This is a genomic window from Amycolatopsis sp. WQ 127309, assembly GCF_023023025.1.
Taxonomy (GTDB): domain Bacteria; phylum Actinomycetota; class Actinomycetes; order Mycobacteriales; family Pseudonocardiaceae; genus Amycolatopsis.
The window spans coordinates 10,567,968-10,585,301 of record NZ_CP095481.1; the positions used below are offsets into that span (position 1 = coordinate 10,567,968).

The following is a 17,334-nucleotide window of genomic DNA, read 5'->3' on the forward strand; positions in this document are numbered from 1 at the left end:
TCTCCCGGCTGGTCCCTTCGGGTGAACCGGAGTCACGACGCCTGGCCCGGTGGCCCCGCTGGCCACCACCCGTAGGCTGGTCGTCGTGCACACGGTCGCCGTACTCAGCCTCAAGGGGGGCGTCGGCAAGACGACGGTCGCCCTCGGTGTGGCCTCCGCCGCCCTGCGCAGGGGCACGCGGACCCTGGTGGTCGACCTGGACCCGCAGGGCAACGCCACGACCTCGCTCGACCCGCCCTACACCGACGCCACCCTCGCCGACGTGCTCGAGGACCCCACCCGCGCGACACTCGAGCGCGCGATCGCGCCGAGCGTGTGGAGTGAGGACGTCGACGTCCTCGTCGGCACCGAGGAGCTGGAGCTGCTCAACGACCCGGACGCCGGCAGCGACCGGCTGGCGAACTTCTCCCGCGCGCTCGACGAGCTGCACCGCGAGCCGCTGCGCGAGACGCCGTACGAGCTGGTGATCCTCGACTGCCCGCCGTCGCTGGGCCGGCTGACGAAGTCGGCGCTGGTCGCCGCGGACAGCGCGCTGATCGTCACCGAGCCGACGATGTACGCCGTCGCCGGCGCCCGCCGGGCCCTGGAAGCCATCGAGAACATCCGCAAGGAGCTCAACCCGGACCTGCGCCCGATCGGCGTGCTGGTCAACAAGCTGCGCGTGCGCTCCTACGAGCACCAGTTCCGGATCGCGGAACTGCGCGAGAATTTCGGCCCGCTGGTGATGCCGACGGCGATCACCGACCGGCTGGCCGTGCAGCAGGCCCAGGGCGCGTGCAGCCCGATCCACGAGTGGCACTCCCCCGGCGCGCAGGAGATCGCGCTGACGTTCAACATGGTGCTGGCGAAGATCCTGCGCTCCAACCGCGCCGGGCGCCACCGCGTCCACGGCGAGGAGCCCGAGGGCCCGGACTGGCCCGAAGGTCCGGCGCCGGAGACCGAGGCGGCTCCGGCCGAGGTGTCCGAATCCGCGGGGTGAGCCGTGCCCGAGGGTGACACCGTCTACCTCGTCGGGAAGCGCTTCGACCGCGCGCTGGCCGGGAAGACGTTGCTGCGCGGGCAGTTCCGCGTGCCGCAACTGGCCACTGTGGACCTCGCCGGGCGTGACGTGCTCGGCGTCGGCACGGTCGGCAAGCACCTGTTCACGCGCTTCTCCGGCGACCTGACCCTGCACTCGCACCTGATGATGGACGGCATGTGGGACGTCTACGCGGCCGGCGCGAAGTGGCGCCGGCCCGGGCACCACGCCCGCGTGGTCCTGACCGCGGCCGACGTCCAGGTGATCGGGTTCCGCGTCCACGACCTCAGGCTCGTGCCCGCGTCGAAGGAACGCGACCTCGTCGCCCACCTCGGCCCGGACTTGCTCGATCCACAGTGGACGGACGAGCACGCGGCCCGGGCGACGGCCGCGCTGGCCGCCGAGCCGGCCCGCGAGCTGGGGCTGGCGCTGCTCGACCAGCGCGTGATGGCGGGCGTCGGGAACCTGTACAAGTGCGAGATGTGCTTCCTGCTCGGCGTGACGCCGTGGACGCCGGTGTCCGAAGTGGACGCCGCGCAAACGGTCGCGCTGGGCCGGAAGCTGCTGCTGGCCAACGCCGCCTCCGGGCGGTTCGACCAGAGCACCACCGGCCACCTCGACCGCAACCGGAAGAACTGGGTCTACGAGCGCACCCGCCAGGGCTGCTTCCGCTGCGGCGGCCCCACCCTGGTGCGCACGCAGGGCCACGACGTCCGGCAGCGGCCGACGTGGTTCTGCCCGAAGTGCCAGTCCGGCCCCGCTCCCACGCGCTGAGCCGACCCCGACCGGGCCGGCGCGGAGACCCTCGTGTTCGCGCTCCGCGAACGCCCGGCGTCGAACGTGCGCACGGGCCGGGTCACCGCCGTCGACGCGTCCTTCCTCGGTGACGCGCGGAAAGCTCTCCTGAAAAGTGAGATCCGGCAAATGACGTTGCCGGGTCGCGGGAACTTCGTTTAGCGTGGCGGTACACGAGAGAGGAGGTGGTCCTAAGTTGTATTCCAACAGGACTCGTGAGGTGACTGTCCGCTAGCGGATGGCACGAGATGGGACTTTGAGCAGCGATACAACGGAGCCACCTTCGGCTCATCGCCTGCTTCCCGTGTTTGCCTGATAGCGAATACCAGGCAGTCACCGGGCCCCCAGGGTTCCCGGGCACCGGTCCGGCCCGGGCTCGAGCGTTTGACGGCGTTCGAGAGACCCCCTGGGGGTACCCCAATACCGCTCATTTGTGCAGGTCATCCCGCCGATCGGCGGTCGATGACCGCCCGGCGATCCGACCTTCGTCTTCGCCGATCCGGTTTCGCCGTTCTGTCCCCCGAACGGGTCAACCGTCGCTAGCCTGGAACCATGCTCAGGCCCGACTACCCGATCACCACGGAACGCCTGCTCCTGCGCCCGTTCACGCCCGACGACCTCGACGCGCTGAACTCCTTCCAGTCCCGCTCCGACGTCGCCCGCTACCTGTACTGGGGCCCGCGCAGCCGCGCCGAATCGGCCGCCGCGCTCGCGAAACGGGTGCACAGCTCGACGTTGACGCACGAGGGGCAGCTCCTGGCCGTCGCGGTCGAGCTGGCCGAGACCGGGCAGCTGATCGGCGACCTGAACCTCGAGTGGCTCAGCAGTGAGCACCGCCAAGGCGAGATCGGGTTCGTCTTCCACCCCGACCACCACGGCAAGGGCCTGGCCGCCGAAGCCGCCACCGAGCTGCTGCGCCTGGGCTTCGAAGACCTGGGGCTGCACCGGATCATCGGCCGCTGCGACGGCCGCAACACCGCCTCCGCCGCGCTCATGCAGCGCCTCGGCATGCGTGAGGAAGCGCGGCTGCGGGAGAACGAGATCGTCAAGGGCGAGTGGACCGACGAGCTCGTCTTCGCGATGCTCGAGGACGAGTGGAAGGACCGCGAGTAGTGGGCTCGTTCACGTCGAGGTGACGCTCCGGTCGCGCGGTCCGGGCGATTTGGCAGCATGAGGGCGTGTTCTTCGACAAGATCGTCCGCCCGGCGCTGTACCGGCTGTCCTACCACGACCCCGAGCTGGTGCACGAGCGCACGATCGGCGTCCTCTCCCGCCTCGGCAAGGCCACCTCGGTGCTGAGCCGCGTCAGCCGCGTCGACGACCCGGTGACGACGCTGGGCCTGCGCTTCCCGAACCGCGTCGGCCTCGCCGCCGGGATGGACAAGAACGGCCGGGCGCTGCCCGCGTGGGCCGGGCTCGGCTTCGGTTTCGTCGAGGTCGGCACCGTGACGCGGCTGGCGCAGCCGGGCAACCCGAAGCCGCGGCTGTTCACCCTCCCCGAGACCGACGCGGTCATCAACCGCATGGGCTTCAACAACGACGGCGCCGGAGCGCTCGCGGCGAAGCTCGCCCGGGAGGGCAAACCGGGCGTGCCGCTCGGGATCAGCATCGGGAAGTCGAAGGTCACGCCGCTCGAAGACGCCGTCGAGGACTACCGGTTCTCGCTGCGCGCGCTGCACCCGTACGCCGACTACTTCGCGATCAACGTCAGCTCGCCGAACACGCCGGGGCTGCGTCAGCTGCAGGACCGCGCGGCGCTGGCCGAGCTGCTCAGCGAGCTGCGGGCGACGTCCGTCGAGCTGGCCGGTGGCGCCACGCCGACGCCGGTGCTGGTGAAGGTCGCCCCCGACCTGACCGACGACGCGCTGGCCGAGCTGCTGGAGGTCAGCCTCGAGCACGGCGTCGCCGGGATCATCGCCACCAACACGACCCTGTCCCGCGACGGCATCGCGGCCGCGGAGAGCGGCCTGGCCGGACAGGCGGGAGGGCTGTCCGGCCGGCCGCTGACCACCCGCGCGGCCGAGGTCGTGCGCTTCGTGCACGACCACACCGGCGGGAGCCTGCCGATCATCGGCGTCGGCGGCATCCTCGGCCCGGACGACGCCGTCCGGCTGGTGGACGCCGGCGCGTCGCTCGTGCAGCTCTACACCGGGTTCGCGCTGCACGGGCCGGGTCTGGTGCGCCGCGTCAGCCGTGGCCTCGCGGCCCGGCGGTAGACGTGAAGCGCACGTAGCCGCGCCAGGACTCGTAGCGTTCCAGGCCCGGCGCTGCCGTCGTCGCGTCCTTCTCGCACCGGACGGCCAGGACGCGGGACCCGTCCTCCAGCTCGACGCGGGCCAGCACGAACGGCTCCGGCAGCGTGGCGGCGAACCGGCCCAGCGCGGCCGGGGACAGCCGCCAGCGCTCGCCGTCCAGGCCACTGCCGTCGACGTCGTCGAGCACGCCCGGCTGCGGCGGTTCGGTGGCCAGCAGCACCATCCGGTACCGCTCGGCGGTCCGGACCGGGCCGGTGAAGCGGGCGCCGAGCTCGGTGAGCCGGGAGTTGAGCGGCTGGCCGCGCAGGTGCGCGCCGAACACGACGAGGTCCTCGCCGGGCTCCGGGTAGTGCGTCATCGGCTCGTCCGTGCAGACGGTGGCGAGGTCGAGGGCGATCTGGTCCTCGAACGCGCGCGTCACGAAGGTGACGCCGAACGGGCGGCGGTCGCCCGGCAGCACCGGGACGGTGACCGCGGCCAGGTCGAGCACATTCACGAACGAGCTGTAGGTGGCCAGGCGGTGGCTCACGCCGATCGGGTCGGCCAGCGCTTCGGCGAGGTCCGGGTGGTCCGGCACCGTCGGCACGAGGAGCGCGTCGAACCCGTCGAGCGCCCGCGCGGCCCGGACCTTCAGCTCGGCGAGCCGGTGTTTGTCGGCGGCGAACGCGTGCGCGGTGTGGCCGCCGGCCGCGTGGATCAGGGTGGCGACCGTCGGGTCGGCGTCGGCCGGGTCCTTGCCGAGGAACTCCCCGATCACGGCGTAGCTCTCGGCGTCGAGCGAGCCGGTGTAGACCAGTTCGCCGGCCTCGCGGAAGGCGTCGAAGGCGATCGGTTCGATGATCGCGCCCGTCACGGCCAGCCGCGTCACGGTGTCCTCGAACGCGAGCCGGGCCGCGGCGCTCAGCGGGGCCAGGCCGGCTTTGTCCGGGATCGCGATCCGCGGGTGGTCGCCGGCGCCGAGGCGGACGTCGGCGGGCCAGGGGCGCGTGCCGGGATCGACGCCGTCCGGGCCGGTCATCAGGGCGAGCGCGTGGCGGCCGGCGGCCAGGCCGGTCGCGAACACGGAGACGCTGTCGTAGGAGCGCGACGTCGGCAGGACGCCGGTCATCGGGAGCAGGCCGAGCGTCGGCTTCAGCCCGACGACGGCGTTCAGCGCGGCCGGGATCCGGCCGGAGCCCGCGGTGTCGGTGCCCAGGGCCAAGTCGACGACGCCGAGCGCGACGGCGACGGCCGAACCACAGCTGGCGCCGCCGGCGACCTTCGTCCGGTCCCACGCCGAGGTCACGGCACCGTACGGGCTGCGGGTACCGGTGAGGCCGTAGCCGAACTGGTCCAGATTGGTCTTGCCGAGCACGACCGCGCCGGCCGCGGTGAGCCGGGCGACGACGGTGGCGGAGGTCTCCGGGACCCGGGCGAACGACGGGCAGCCCGCGGTGGTGGGCTGCCCGGCGACGTCGATCACGTCCTTCACGGCGACGACCGTGCCCGCCAGGGGCAGGTTCTCCCCCGCCTTGACGCGCTCGTCGACCGCCTTCGCGTCGACGAGGACGTCCTCGATCGCGCGCAGGGTGGTCCAGAGCTCGGGGCGGTCGACCTCGGAGATGCGCTCGAAGGCCGCGATCACGCGCTGGGATGCGCTCGGTGGTGTGGGCGGGGCGGGGTCCGGTTCCGGCGGGAGCGTGTTCACGGGGCGTCCTTTCCTCGGCGGAAAGCGAGAAAGTCCACTGTGTACGGTCGGCGCCGGCGAACCTCAGAGCACGGCGGGCCTTCCGTCGGGTGCCACCACTGCTTGCATGACAGAAACGTTAGGTCGTGCACGTTTCCGTCGCTACCGGTTTCCGATTACGCGCGTGTTTCGGGACCAAGGGGTGAACAGGCGGCGACGCCGGGGTGAAACGCACGATCACGCACGCCGCGTGACCGGACGGGTCCGGAGCCGCTTGACGGCACCCGGATGGCAGAGCGGGGCACCTGAACGGCTCAGTGCGGGCCGTTTTCGCGTGATCGGCGCGCCGCCAGGTGTGACGGAAGGGTCAACACGCGTGAGTGGACAGTCAACTCACGCGTGTGGACGGTCGACACGCGACCAGACAGTCGGCTCGCGTACCTAGAGGGTCGGCTCGCGCACTGAAACCCGGGTCTCGCGTGACTGGAGACGGGACTCGCGTGATTAGGCCCGTAACTCGCGTGATTGAGGCCGTAACTCGCGTGACTAGGCCCGTAACTCGCGTGATTGAGGCCGTAACTGGCGAGTCACGGGCCTGGTCACGCGAGTTCCGGGTCTGATCACACTGGTTACGGGTGTGGTCACGCGAGTTCCGGGTCTGATCACACTGGTTACGGGTGTGGTCACGCGAGTTGCGGGTCTGATCACGTGAGGTGCGCGGCGGATCACGTGGGTGCGGGTGGTGGTCCCGTCAGGAGAGTTCGCGGAGGGCCATGGCCAGGCCGGCCAGGCGGTCCGTGGCGTCGGTGAGGGCCTGTTTGGACGTGATCAGGCCGTCGCCCGCGGCGGCGACCGTGTGGCCGGCCGCGGCGACCAGGCCGCCGTAGCCTTCGAGGCCGTCGTCGAGCTGCTCGCGGAGCTTGGCGACCGCCGCGTCCAGCGCCGCGCGCTCGCGGGCGGGAGCGGCGTTGCGGCCGCGTTCGATCGCCTGGATGCGGGCCGCCAGGCCGCGCAAGGCGGCGGCGGCTTCGTCGGCCGTCTGGCGGGCGTCCGCGACGGACACTTCGGAGACCGGCATCGTGCCCACCGAGGACGGCACCGACAGCTGGCGCAGCAGCTCGAACAGCGACGCCTCGCCCTCGGCCAGCCGTTCCATCGGCTCGCGCGCCACCGACCCGGCGGGCGGCAGCGGGGGCGGGCCGGCCGGGGTGGCCGGCAGCTGGACGCGGTTGAGGCCGCGGAGCTTGAGCCCGGACCGGACGCCGAAGGTGCCGAACACCACGGCCCCGGCGAAGGCCATGATCGCCTGCGGCATCATCGCGGCGCCGGTGGCGCTGACCCAGCCCACGCCGGCGGCCACGGCGAGGACGCCGCACAGGATCGTCAGCAGGATCCACAGCGTCAGCGCGCGTGACGTCCGGCGCTTGCGGCGTTCCAGCTTCGCGGCGGGGTCGTTCCACCGGTTCCACTTGGTCCGGGCCTCGGCGAAGGCCGGGACCTGGTTCGCCACGGACGCCAACGACGACAGGTCCGGCATCCGCGACCCGGACGTCCGCGGCCGCTGCAGCGGGTTCGGCCGCTGGTAGGGCGGCCGGGCGGTTCCGGGCTTCCCGCCGGCCTGATCGGCCGGCGGGAAGTACCTCTGGACCTTCTGGAGCTTCTCCTGGGCGCGCTGGGCGTATTCGGGCAGCTTCTCGATGTGCTTGTCGAGCTTGGCGCCGAACTCGCTGAAGTCCCGGCCTCTGCCTTGCTGTCCCATGCCCGCCCCCTGGTTCGGCTCCGGCCCCGGCGTCAAGCCGGGTTCTTGCCCTGCTCCGCCTGCACGCGCGCCTGGATCTCACGCTGGATGTCGGCCGAGCTGGCGGCCGGCTTCTGGGCCGCCGCGCCGCCGTCGGTCACCTGGGCGACCGAGTCGCCGCGCATCGACGCGCGGATCTGCTCGAGCCGCGACTGCCCGGCGAACTGCGTGGTGGAGGCCTGGACCTCCATCATGCGGCCCTGGACCGAGTTCTGAGCGAGTTCCGCTTGACCCAGCGCCGTGGTGTAGCGCTTCTCGATCTTGTCGCGGACCTCTTCCAGCGACGGCGTGTTGCCCGGCGCGGCCAGCTGGCTCATCTGGTTCAGCGAAGCGGAGACCTGCTCCTGCATCTTCGCCTGCTCCAGCTGCGAGAGCAGCTTGGTGCGCTCGGCCAGCTTCTGCTGCAGCATCTGCGAGTTGCGCTCCACGGCCTTCTTGGCCTGGGCCGCCGCCTGCAGCGACTGGTCGTGCAGCGTCTTGAGGTCCTCGATGTTCTGCTCGGCCGTGACGAGCTGCGTCGCGAAGCTCTCCGCGGCGGTCTCGAACTCGGTCGCCTTCTGCTCGTCACCCTTGCCCCGGGCCTCGTCCGCGAGGACGAGGGCCTGGCGCGTCGAGGCCTGCAGCTTCTCGACGTCGCTGAGCTGCCGGTTGAGCTTCATCTCCAGCTGACGCTGGTTGCCGATCACGGAGGCGGCCTGCTGCGTCAGCGCCTGGTGGTTGCGCTGCGCCTCCTCGATGGCCTGCTGGATCTGTACCTTCGGGTCGGCGTGCTCGTCGATCTTCGACGAGAACGCCGCCATCATGTACTTCCAGAACTTCACGAACGGGTTGGCCATCTCCTCCGCCTGCCTTCTTGCGTCCCACGGGCCTTGAGTACTCGGGGTGGTGGGGCGTCGCTCCCCTGCACATGCAACGCACCGACCCCGGCGTTGGGTTCCATCGTGTCAGGTCGGCCACGTCCATTCCAGGCGACCCCGGGGGATTTCAGGGTTCACCCCCTGATCACCCCGGTATCCCACGGGTATCCCACGCGAACGGCCCCGGGCGCGTTGCCCGGGGCCGTCGTCGTGTCCGATTCGTGACTATGCGGCGATCGTGGAGGCCAGCTTCGGCTGCCCGATCGTCGTGCGCAGGGTGGTGTTCATCCGCGGCGCCGGCGAAACCCGCAGGTCCGCGAGGTCGTTGCCGATCAGCTCGGACATCAGGCGGCCGCCTTCGATCCCGGCCGCCGAAGCCTTCGCACCGCGGTCGGGCACCTTCTCCCGGGGCGCGCCGTCCACGATCCGCTCGTCGACCGGCGCGACCTCGACGTTGTCGAGGGCCGAAACGTCCGCTGCCACGTGATGCAGCAGTTCGCCGAGCGGAAGGTCCAGGGCCTGGCAGATGGACGCGAGCAGCTCGCTCGACGCCTCCTTCTGGCCGCGTTCCACCTCGGAGAGGTAGCCGAGGCTGACCCTGGCGGCGCGGGAGATGTCGCGCAGCGTACGACGCTGGTTGGTGCGGGCATGACGGAGCCGATCACCGATCGCCTCACGCAACAGCACGGTCATCACGCGCCTCCCTTCCGTACAAGTACCCCCTACGTTACCCAGAGCGGCGCCCCGGGCGCAGGATTTGGGTGCCCGTACGCCAAGGGCGAACGCCCGATTCACGCCAGATGTTCCCCGAGCAGGGCAAACGCGGCGCGGACCGACGCGGTCCTGATCAAGTCCCGGTCGCCGCTCAAGGCCAGGGTACGGACTGTGTGTGTCCCCGGCCCGGCGAGCCCGACGTGCACGGTGCCCGGCGCGACCCCGTCCTGGGCGGCGGGCCCAGCCACACCGGTGAGCCCGAGGCCCCAGGTGGCCCCGCAGCGGACCCGCGCGCCGACGGCCAGCTGCGCCGCGACCTCGGGGTGCACCGCGCCGTGCTCGGCGAGCAGCTCGGGGTCCACCCCGGCCAGCGCGGTCTTCAGTTCGGTGGCGTAGACGACCAGGCCGCCGCGCAGGACCGCGCTCGCCCCCGGCACCCGGGCCAGGGTGGCGCAGACCAGCCCGGCGGTCAGCGACTCGGCGGCCGCGACCGTCTCGCCCCGGGCCCGCAGCGCCGCGACCAGGGCCTTCTCGTCCACGCTCAGTTCCCGGTGACCCGGCGCCCGGCCGCGCGCAGGCGCACCGCCCGGACCAGGTAGTCGACGCCGGTGACCACGGTCAGCACCAGCGCCAGGCCCATCAGCGCCCAGCGCACCGGGTCGGCGCCGGCCGGCAGCGGCAGCAGGTACGCCGTGATCGCGGCGATCTGGGCCATCGTCTTGGCCTTGCCGCCGCGGCTGGCCGGGATCACGCCGTGGCGGATCACCCAGAAGCGCAGCAGCGTGACGCCGATCTCGCGGACGGCGATCACGATCGTGACCCACCAGCCGAGCATGCCGAGGATGCTCAGCCCGACCAGCGCGGCGCCGGTGAGCGCCTTGTCCGCGATCGGGTCGGCGATCTTGCCGAAGTCGGTGATCAGGCCGTACTTGCGGGCCACCCAGCCGTCGAGCTGGTCGGTCGCGGAGGCGACGGCGAACAGCCCGGTCGCGATCGCGCGCCAGGTGGTGTCGACGCCGTCGCCGGTGAACAGCGCCGCGATGAACAGCGGCACCAGCACGAGCCGCGAGAGCGTCAGGAGGTTCGCGAGGTTCAGGGTCGGGACCGGGGTCGCCTCCGGGACCTGCGCCGTCGTCTCCGCGGCCGGCGGGGCCAGGCCCTCGTCCGCGGCGTCGCTCGGGAGCGCACTCACCGGTCGGCGTCCGGTGCCGCGCGCACGATCAGGTCGACACCCGCCGAGTCGACGACCTCGCAGCGGAGGAAATCACCCACCTGGGTCTTCTCCGGGGCGTCGAGGATGACGCACTCGCCGTCGACCTCGGGGGCCTGGTGCGCGGCGCGGCCGGTCAGCTCGCCGTCGTCGTCCAGCTCGACCAGGACGTCGACGAAGGTACCGATCCGGTCCTCCGCGCGCTGCGAGGTCAGCTCCTCGACCAGCGCCGAGATCCGCGTGACGCGCTCGGTGACCACCTGGGGGTCGAGCTTGCCCTCGAAGCCCTCGGCCTCCGTGCCGTCCTCGTCGGAGTAGCCGAAGACGCCGACCGCGTCGAGCCGGGCGCCGGTGAGGAAGCGCTCCAGCTCGGCCAGGTCGTGCTCGGTCTCGCCGGGGAACCCGACGATCACGTTGGTCCGGATGCCCGCCTCGGGCGCGTACTCGCGGATCTGCTCGGTCAGCGCGAGGAAGGAGTCGGTCGAGCCGAACCGGCGCATCCGGCGCAGCACCTGCTCGCTGGAGTGCTGGAACGACAGGTCGAAGTACTCGGCGACACCCGGCGTGGTCGCGATGGCCTTCACCAGCTGCGGGCGCGTCTCGGCCGGCTGCAGGTAGGAGACGCGGACGCGCTCGATGCCGTCGATCTCCGCCAGGCGCGGCAGCAGCCGCTCCAGCGCGGTGGCGCCGTCGCGGCCGAAGTCCTTGCCGTAGGACGTCGAGTTCTCGCTGACCAGGAACAGTTCCTTGACGCCGTGCTCGGCCAACCACATGGCCTCGGCGACGATCTCGTCCGGCTGCCGCGACACGAAGGAGCCGCGGAACGACGGGATGGCGCAGAACGAGCAGCGCCGGTCACAGCCGGAGGCGATCTTCAGCGCGGCCACCGGGGAGTCGTCGAGGCGCGTGCGCAGCACCCGCGGGCCCCAGCCGTGCTGCGCGTGGCCCGGGACCTCGACGTTCTCGGCCGCGGCGGGCCGCTGGACCGGGCTGATCGGCAGCAGCTTGCGGCGGTCGCCCGGGGTGTGCGAGGCGACCTTGCGGCCGGCGACGACGTCGTCCAGGCGGTCGGAAAGGTCGGCGTAGTGGTCGAAGCCGAGGACGGCGTCCGCCTCGGGCAGGCTGTCGGCCAGCTCGTGGCCGTAGCGCTCGGCCATGCAGCCGACGGCGACGACCTTCTTGCCCGTGTCGGAGGCCGCCAGCAGCGTGTCGACGGAGTCCTTCTTGGCCGACTCGACGAAGCCGCAGGTGTTGACCACCACGACGTCGGAGTCCTCCGGATCGGCCGCCAGCTCCCAGCCGCCGGCCGCCAGCCGGCCCGCCAGCTCCTCCGAGTCGACCTCGTTGCGGGCGCAGCCCAGGGTCAGCAGGGAGACGCGTCGGGTGGCGGCAGGTTCCGTGGTGGGAGAAGGCACGACGTTCAGGGTAGCCGCCGGTCCTCGCCGGTCCGACGACGGCGTAGCCCGGTCGTGCGATCACGCCTCCAGCGCCGTGTGGTTGAGTTGACGCTCGTGCCGTCCGACTCGCCCCGCCCGACCGTCCGCCGTGCCCGGATCGCCGACATCCGCAAGATCAAGGCCCTGGTTGACGCGGACGCGGGCCGCGTGCTGCTGGAGAAGGACCTGGTCACCCTCTACGAGGCCGTCCAGGAGTTCTGGATCGCCGAAGCGGCGGGCGAAGTGCTCGGCGCGGCCGCCCTCCACGTCCTCTGGGAGGACATCGCCGAGCTGCGCACCGTGGTGGTCGACAAGGCCGCCCGCGGCCAGGGTGTCGGGCGGCTGCTGGTCGCCCGGCTCGTCGACGAGGCCCGTGAGCTCGGTCTCCGGCGGCTGTTCGTGCTGACCTTCGAGACCGGCTTCTTCGCCGGCCACGGTTTCGTGGAGATCGACGGCACCCCGGTGTCGCACGAGGTCTACGAGGAGATGCGGCGCTCGCACGACACCGGCGTCGCCGAGTTCCTCGACCTGCCGTATGTCAAGCCCAACACCCTGGGCAATTCACGCATGTTGCTCCAGCTCTGAGGGAAATTCACCGAACATCCTCCTTTCGGGCGGTGACGGCGGGACAAAGCGCACTCGAAGCTGGTCGGGCAAATCGTCCACTTGATCAGCAAGGGAACGCACACGATGCGCACGACACTCCGGAACCTGGGGGCCACCACGACGGTGGCCGTGACTGTCGGCTTGGGGGCCCTGCTGGGCACCGGCACCGCCGCGGCCGTCGACATCCCGACGGTCACCGACCAGTACCTCTTCCACACCTCGCTGTCCGGCTTCGAGTCCACCCGGGCGCAGAAGCCCTACAACGGCCAGCTCGACTGGTCGTCCGACGGCTGCTCCTGGTCGCCGGACACCCCGTTCGGCTTCCAGTTCCTGCCGGGCTGCCACCGGCACGACTTCGGGTACCGCAACTACAAGAAGCAGGGCCGGTTCACCTCGGCGAACCGCCTGAAGATCGACGACAACCTCTACAGCGACCTGAAGAGCGTCTGCGGGTCGAACGTGGTGTGCAAGGGCGCGGCCTGGACGTACTACCAGGCCGTCCGCAAGTTCGGCGGCTGAGCCGGTTCTGACCGCCTTCCTGGCCCGGACTGTCGCGGTCCGGGCCAGGATGGGGGGCATGGAGATCGATCACCTGCTCAGCACCACCCGCGCCGTCCGCCGCAAGCTCGACCTCGACCGCCCGGTCGAGGCGGCGGTCCTCAAGGAGTGCCTGAACCTCGCGCTGCAGGCGCCGACCCCGGGCAACGCCCAGGCGTGGCGCTGGCTCGTGGTGCGCGACCAGCGGGTGAAGGACCGGCTCGGCGGGCTGTTCCGCGAGGTCGGCTCGGCCTACCTGGCGGACCGCGAGGCGGGCGACGCCGCCACCCGGCGGGCGCTGGCGTCCGGGCAGCACCTGATCGACGTCATCGAGCGGGTGCCGGTGTTCGTCATCCCGTGTCTCAAGGGCCGCCCGAGCGGCGAGAACGCGACGGACGCGGCCTTCTACGGCGGCATCTTCCCGGCGGTCTGGAACTTCCAGCTGGCCCTGCGCTCCCGCGGCCTCGGCTCGACGCTCACGACGTACCACCTGTCCCGCGAGGCGGCGGCCGCCGAGATCCTCGGCGTCCCGGCCGGCTTCACCCAGGTCGGCCTGCTGCCGGTGGCGTACACGACGGTCCCGGACTTCAAGCCGGCCGCGCGCGTCCCGCTGGCCGAGGTCGCCTACCTGGACCACTGGGGCGCGCCGCTCAGCTGATCCGGACCGTCGCCTCCCCGGCGTCCTGGCTCACCGACACCAGCTCGACGCGGCTCGCGGCGAAGCTCGTCGCCTGCGGGCCCGTGCGCGGGCCGGTGTGCAGCTCGGCCGTGGTGCTCTCGCCGCGGCCGGGCTCGCTCAGCAGGAAGGCCAGCGAGGCCTCGCCCTCCCAGAAGCACTGCATGCCGGGGCGGCACCGGGAATCCGAGACCAGGCGGGTGTACCGCACGGTCAGGTCGCGCCCCTGCACGGCGGCCTCCTGGCCGAGCCGCAGGGTGACATCCTGGCCGAGCGCGGTCCCGACGGTCGAGGGAGCCGACGCCGCCGGCGTGGACGCGGGTACGGCCGGCCCGGAGGCGACCGAGCTCCCGGCGCTCACCGCGACGACGGCGAAAGCGAACAGTCCGGCTGCGAATCGCTGTGTGTCCACGTGCTCAGGACGGAACGGGCCCGGCCGCGGGTTGCATCACTCGTCGTCCGGGTCGGCCGGTACCGGGTCGCCGCCGCGGATCATGAACAGGACCGACTCCAGCTCCTCCGGCTTGATCAGCACGTCGCGGGCCTTCGAGCCCTCCGACGGGCCGACCACGCCGCGGCTCTCCAGCAGGTCCATCAGGCGGCCGGCCTTGGCGAACCCGACCCGCAGCTTGCGCTGCAGCATCGACGTCGAGCCGAACTGCGAGGTGACGATCAGCTCGGTCGCCTGGATCAGCACGTCGAGGTCGTCGCCGATGTCGGCGTCGATCTCCTTCTTCTCGCCGGCCTTCTGCGCGGTGACGCCGTCCTGGTAGTCCGGCTGCGCCTGCTCCTTGGCGTAGTTGACGACCGCGGAGATCTCCTCGTCGCCGACGAACGCGCCCTGGATGCGGACCGGCTTGCCGGCGCCCATCGGCAGGTAGAGCGCGTCGCCCATGCCGATCAGCTTCTCCGCGCCCGGCTGGTCGAGGATGACCCGCGAGTCCGTCAGCGACGACGTCGCGAACGCGAGCCGCGACGGCACGTTGGTCTTGATCAGGCCGGTGACGACGTCGACCGACGGCCGCTGCGTGGCCAGGACCAGGTGGATCCCGGCGGCGCGCGCCTTCTGCGTGATCCGGACGATGGCGTCCTCGACGTCGCGCGGGGCGGTCATCATCAGGTCGGCGAGCTCGTCGACGATCGCCATGATGTACGGGTACGGCCGGTACTCGCGCTCGGACCCGGGCGGCGCCGTGATCTCGCCGGACTTCACCTTCTTGTTGTAGTCGTCGATGTGGCGGACCTTGTTGACCTGCATGTCCTGGTAGCGCTGCTCCATCTCCTCCACCAGCCAGGCCAGCGCGGCGGCGGCCTTCTTCGGCTGGGTGATGATGGGCGTGATCAGGTGCGGGATGCCCTCGTACGGCGTCAGCTCGACCATCTTCGGGTCGATCAGGATCATCCGGCACTCGTCCGGCGTCGCCCGCGCGAGCAGCGAGACGAGCATCGAGTTGACGAAGCTCGACTTGCCGGAACCGGTGGAGCCGGCGACCAGCAGGTGGGGCATCTTCGTCAGGTTCGCGGTGACGAAGTGACCCTCGATGTCCTTGCCGAGGCCGATCACCATCGGGTGGTTGTCCTTGACCGTGGTCGGCGCGCGCAGGACGTCACCCAGGCGGACCATCTCGCGGTCGGAGTTCGGCACCTCGATGCCGACCGCAGACTTGCCGGGGATCGGCGCCAGCAGCCGGACGTTGTCGGTGGCCACGGCATAAGCGATGTTCTTGGTGAGCGCGGTGATCTTCTCGACCTTGACGCCCGGGCCGAGCTCGACCTCGTACCGGGTGACCGTCGGGCCGCGGGTGAAGCCGGTGACCTGCGCGTCGATGCTGAACTGCTCCAGGACACCGGTGATCGCCTCGATCATGGCGTCGTTGGCCTTGCTGCGGGACTTCGGCGCGTCGCCGAGCTTCAGCAGATCGGGCGGCGGCAGCTTGTAGTCGCCTTCCACCGTCCGGGTGACCGCCATCGCGGGCTCGGGGGCCTTCTTCGGCTTCTTTTCGGGCACCTCCGCCGCCGGCGGTTTGGGCAGCGCCTTCGGCGGCTTGATCGGCGTCGGCATCTCGGCGAGGGCGGCCTCGATGTCGAGCTGCTCGGGGTTCGCGTCGGCGGCCTGACGGCGGCGGGACGGCTTGCGCAGCCGCGCGGCCTTCGGGTCGGCCTCGGTGAGGTCGTCTTCGTCGGTCGCGAAGATGGAGCCCTCGTCGGCCTCGGCGAGGTCTTCTTCGTCGAGGCCCCAGTTGCGCAGGCGGTGCGGGATCTCGCGCACGGGCGTGCCGGTGAACACGAGGATGCCGAAGACGAGGGCGAGGATCAGCAGCGGCACGGCGACCCAGGTGGTGACGCCCATGGTGAGCAGCCCGCCGGAGAAGGCCCCGACGATGCCGCCGGCGTACATCCGGCCGTCGTTGGTGTCCGGGAGCGCGGTGAAGATGTGCAGCATCCCGAGCACGGACAGCACGACCATGATGGTCCCGACGACCATCCGCGGCCGCGTCTCCGGATGCGGTTCGGACCGCATCAGGGCGACGGCGATGACCACGAGCACCAGCGGCAGTGTCACGGCCCCAGCGCCCAGCACGGTCCGGGTCGCGATCTCCACACCCGCACCGATCGGCCCGGCGGCCCGCCACCAGACGCCGACGGCGGCGATGATGGCGAGCGCGATCAGCCCGAGCGCGAGCCCGTCACGGCGGTGCTCGGCCTCGAGCTCACGGGTGCGCCCGACGGTGCGGGCCAGCGTCCCGATGCCCCGGGCCAGCAGGTTCCAGGTCCCCCGGACACCCTTGCCGAAGACACCGGGAGTCTTCCGCCGAGGAGCCGGCTTGCGAGCGGCCGGCTTCCGGGTGCTCCGGGTGCTCCGGGTAGCGCCGGAACTCGGCTTCGCCGGAGTTCGGGGCTTGCGCGCCGCTGCTCCCTTCGCGCCGCTTCCCGTACTTCGCTTCCTCGTCGCCGACCCAGCCATGCTCCAACGGTAACCGCCGACGCCGTTTCGTCACATGCGCCACTCTCAGCGCATCGTGAACTTCTGCCTCACGGTCGGGCGCGGTGGGGCCATTCGGGTGAGTGGGATGGGGTCGGTGGCGGCGCCGGCGGGCCGGTGGGGCGGGGTTTCCGGGGTTGGGGCGGCGCGAGCGGCCCTTTCGTGTCGGGTCTCCAGGGTTGGGCGGCGCAAGCGGCCCTCTCTCGCCAGGTTTCCGGGGTTGAGCGGCGCGAACGGCCCTTTCGGCGCCGCGTTCCCAGGTTTGGGCGGCACGAACGGCCCGGTCGCGCCGGATTTCGGGGGTTGAGCAGCGCAAACGGCCCTTTCGTGCCCACACCTGCCGGCCTGCGACGCCGCGAACGGCCCTTTCGCGCCCTTGGCCAGGGGTGGCAGCGCTCGAACGGGCCGGTCGCGACGACACCCGCCGCTCATCCGTCACGAGCGGCCCGTTCGTGACCTCTTGGTCGCGAACGGGCCGCTCGCAACACGCGCCCCGTGTCACGAATGGACCGTTGGTGACGCAGGTCAGGGCCTCGGCGGTGCGAACGGACCGCTCGTGCCGCACTTCGGAAGGGCGAGGCAGCACGAAAGGGCCATTCGCGCCGCTCGCCTCCGACCTCAACCGGTGTGAAAGGGCCGTTCGTGCCGCACGCACCTCCCCGAACTGCGCGAACGGACCATTCGCGCATCCGCCTGGCCGGCTGAGTCGCGAAAAGGCCGTTCGCGCCGCACAACCCACGAGCCCGGCACCCGCACGAGCGGCCCGTTCGCACCCGGACCGTC

The 17,334-nt window shown here is 71.6% G+C and carries 16 protein-coding genes; 7 read left to right on the top strand and 9 right to left on the bottom strand.

What is annotated here, in order from left to right; translation table 11 throughout:
- Positions 1 to 85: 85 nt before the first annotated feature.
- From MUY22_RS46685 to MUY22_RS46700, 4 genes are all read left to right on the top strand, one after another.
- Positions 86 to 979, top strand: coding sequence for a ParA family protein (locus MUY22_RS46685; protein ID WP_247054611.1), 894 nt, complete (start codon positions 86 to 88; stop codon positions 977 to 979).
- A gap of 3 nt (positions 980 to 982) precedes the next feature.
- Positions 983 to 1,792, top strand: coding sequence for a DNA-formamidopyrimidine glycosylase family protein (locus MUY22_RS46690; RefSeq protein WP_247054613.1), 810 nt, complete (start codon positions 983 to 985; stop codon positions 1,790 to 1,792).
- A 573-nt stretch (positions 1,793 to 2,365) separates the two neighbouring features.
- Positions 2,366 to 2,926 carry a GNAT family N-acetyltransferase gene (locus MUY22_RS46695; RefSeq protein ID WP_247054615.1) on the top strand — a complete coding sequence of 187 codons (561 nt, stop codon included), beginning with the start codon at positions 2,366 to 2,368 and terminating at the stop codon, positions 2,924 to 2,926.
- Positions 2,927 to 2,991: 65 nt separating this feature from the next.
- Positions 2,992 to 4,029: a quinone-dependent dihydroorotate dehydrogenase gene (locus MUY22_RS46700; protein ID WP_247054617.1), complete on the top strand. Its 1,038-nt coding sequence runs from the start codon at positions 2,992 to 2,994 to the stop codon at positions 4,027 to 4,029.
- Here MUY22_RS46700 and atzF read toward each other — a convergent pair.
- The 7 genes from atzF to rimO all read right to left on the bottom strand — a co-directional run bounded on the left by atzF (position 4,001) and on the right by rimO (position 11,728).
- Positions 4,001 to 5,755, bottom strand: a complete 1,755-nt coding sequence (gene atzF, locus MUY22_RS46705) for an allophanate hydrolase (RefSeq protein WP_247054619.1) — start codon at positions 5,753 to 5,755, stop codon at positions 4,001 to 4,003. The genes MUY22_RS46700 and atzF overlap by 29 nt on opposite strands.
- 730 nt (positions 5,756 to 6,485) lie before the next feature.
- Positions 6,486 to 7,493, bottom strand: coding sequence for a hypothetical protein (locus tag MUY22_RS46710; protein WP_247054621.1), 1,008 nt, complete (start codon positions 7,491 to 7,493; stop codon positions 6,486 to 6,488).
- Between the two features lie 32 nt (positions 7,494 to 7,525).
- Entirely contained in the window at positions 7,526 to 8,368 is an 843-nt protein-coding gene (locus MUY22_RS46715) for a PspA/IM30 family protein (protein WP_247054623.1), read from the bottom strand.
- Positions 8,369 to 8,614: 246 nt separating this feature from the next.
- Positions 8,615 to 9,082 (bottom strand): helix-turn-helix domain-containing protein, encoded by a 468-nt coding sequence (locus MUY22_RS46720; RefSeq protein WP_247054625.1) that lies wholly within the window; start codon positions 9,080 to 9,082, stop codon positions 8,615 to 8,617.
- 98 nt (positions 9,083 to 9,180) lie between these two features.
- On the bottom strand, positions 9,181 to 9,642 hold the full coding sequence (locus MUY22_RS46725; protein ID WP_247054627.1) for a CinA family protein: 462 nt from the start codon (positions 9,640 to 9,642) through the stop codon (positions 9,181 to 9,183).
- 2 nt (positions 9,643 to 9,644) lie between these two features.
- Entirely contained in the window at positions 9,645 to 10,295 is a 651-nt protein-coding gene (pgsA, locus tag MUY22_RS46730) for a CDP-diacylglycerol--glycerol-3-phosphate 3-phosphatidyltransferase (protein ID WP_371827552.1), read from the bottom strand.
- Positions 10,292 to 11,728, bottom strand: coding sequence for a 30S ribosomal protein S12 methylthiotransferase RimO (rimO, locus tag MUY22_RS46735; protein WP_247054629.1), 1,437 nt, complete (start codon positions 11,726 to 11,728; stop codon positions 10,292 to 10,294). Before rimO ends, pgsA begins: the two co-directional genes overlap by 4 nt.
- 87 nt (positions 11,729 to 11,815) lie before the next feature.
- Here rimO and MUY22_RS46740 point away from each other — a divergent pair, with 87 nt between their 5' ends.
- The 3 genes from MUY22_RS46740 to MUY22_RS46750 all read left to right on the top strand — a co-directional run bounded on the left by MUY22_RS46740 (position 11,816) and on the right by MUY22_RS46750 (position 13,550).
- On the top strand, positions 11,816 to 12,334 hold the full coding sequence (locus MUY22_RS46740) for an amino-acid N-acetyltransferase (RefSeq protein ID WP_371827714.1): 519 nt from the start codon (positions 11,816 to 11,818) through the stop codon (positions 12,332 to 12,334).
- Positions 12,335 to 12,439: 105 nt separating this feature from the next.
- On the top strand, positions 12,440 to 12,874 hold the full coding sequence (locus MUY22_RS46745; RefSeq protein ID WP_247054633.1) for a phospholipase: 435 nt from the start codon (positions 12,440 to 12,442) through the stop codon (positions 12,872 to 12,874).
- 58 nt (positions 12,875 to 12,932) lie between these two features.
- Positions 12,933 to 13,550, top strand: coding sequence for a nitroreductase family protein (locus MUY22_RS46750; protein WP_247054635.1), 618 nt, complete (start codon positions 12,933 to 12,935; stop codon positions 13,548 to 13,550).
- Here the strand turns inward: MUY22_RS46750 and MUY22_RS46755 are convergent.
- Together MUY22_RS46755 and MUY22_RS46760 are read right to left on the bottom strand one after the other, a co-directional pair.
- Positions 13,543 to 13,980 carry a hypothetical protein gene (locus tag MUY22_RS46755; protein WP_247054637.1) on the bottom strand — a complete coding sequence of 146 codons (438 nt, stop codon included), beginning with the start codon at positions 13,978 to 13,980 and terminating at the stop codon, positions 13,543 to 13,545. The genes MUY22_RS46750 and MUY22_RS46755 overlap by 8 nt on opposite strands.
- Before the next feature lie 36 nt (positions 13,981 to 14,016).
- Complete coding sequence (locus tag MUY22_RS46760; RefSeq protein WP_247054639.1) at positions 14,017 to 16,533, bottom strand: DNA translocase FtsK; 2,517 nt, start codon at positions 16,531 to 16,533, stop codon at positions 14,017 to 14,019.
- Positions 16,534 to 17,334: the final 801 nt, after the last annotated feature.

What these genes read in the sequence shown, in the direction of transcription:
- MUY22_RS46695 (WP_247054615.1), top strand. Translation starts at nt 2,366, where the DNA reads ATGCTCAGGCCCGACTACCCGATCACCACGGAACGCCTGCTCCTGCGC.
- MUY22_RS46710 (WP_247054621.1), bottom strand. Translation starts at nt 7,493, where the DNA reads ATGGGACAGCAAGGCAGAGGCCGGGACTTCAGCGAGTTCGGCGCCAAG.
- MUY22_RS46715 (WP_247054623.1), bottom strand. Translation starts at nt 8,368, where the DNA reads ATGGCCAACCCGTTCGTGAAGTTCTGGAAGTACATGATGGCGGCGTTC.
- MUY22_RS46720 (WP_247054625.1), bottom strand. Translation starts at nt 9,082, where the DNA reads ATGACCGTGCTGTTGCGTGAGGCGATCGGTGATCGGCTCCGTCATGCC.
- MUY22_RS46745 (WP_247054633.1), top strand. Translation starts at nt 12,440, where the DNA reads ATGCGCACGACACTCCGGAACCTGGGGGCCACCACGACGGTGGCCGTG.
- MUY22_RS46750 (WP_247054635.1), top strand. Translation starts at nt 12,933, where the DNA reads ATGGAGATCGATCACCTGCTCAGCACCACCCGCGCCGTCCGCCGCAAG.
- MUY22_RS46760 (WP_247054639.1), bottom strand. Translation starts at nt 16,533, where the DNA reads ATGGCTGGGTCGGCGACGAGGAAGCGAAGTACGGGAAGCGGCGCGAAG.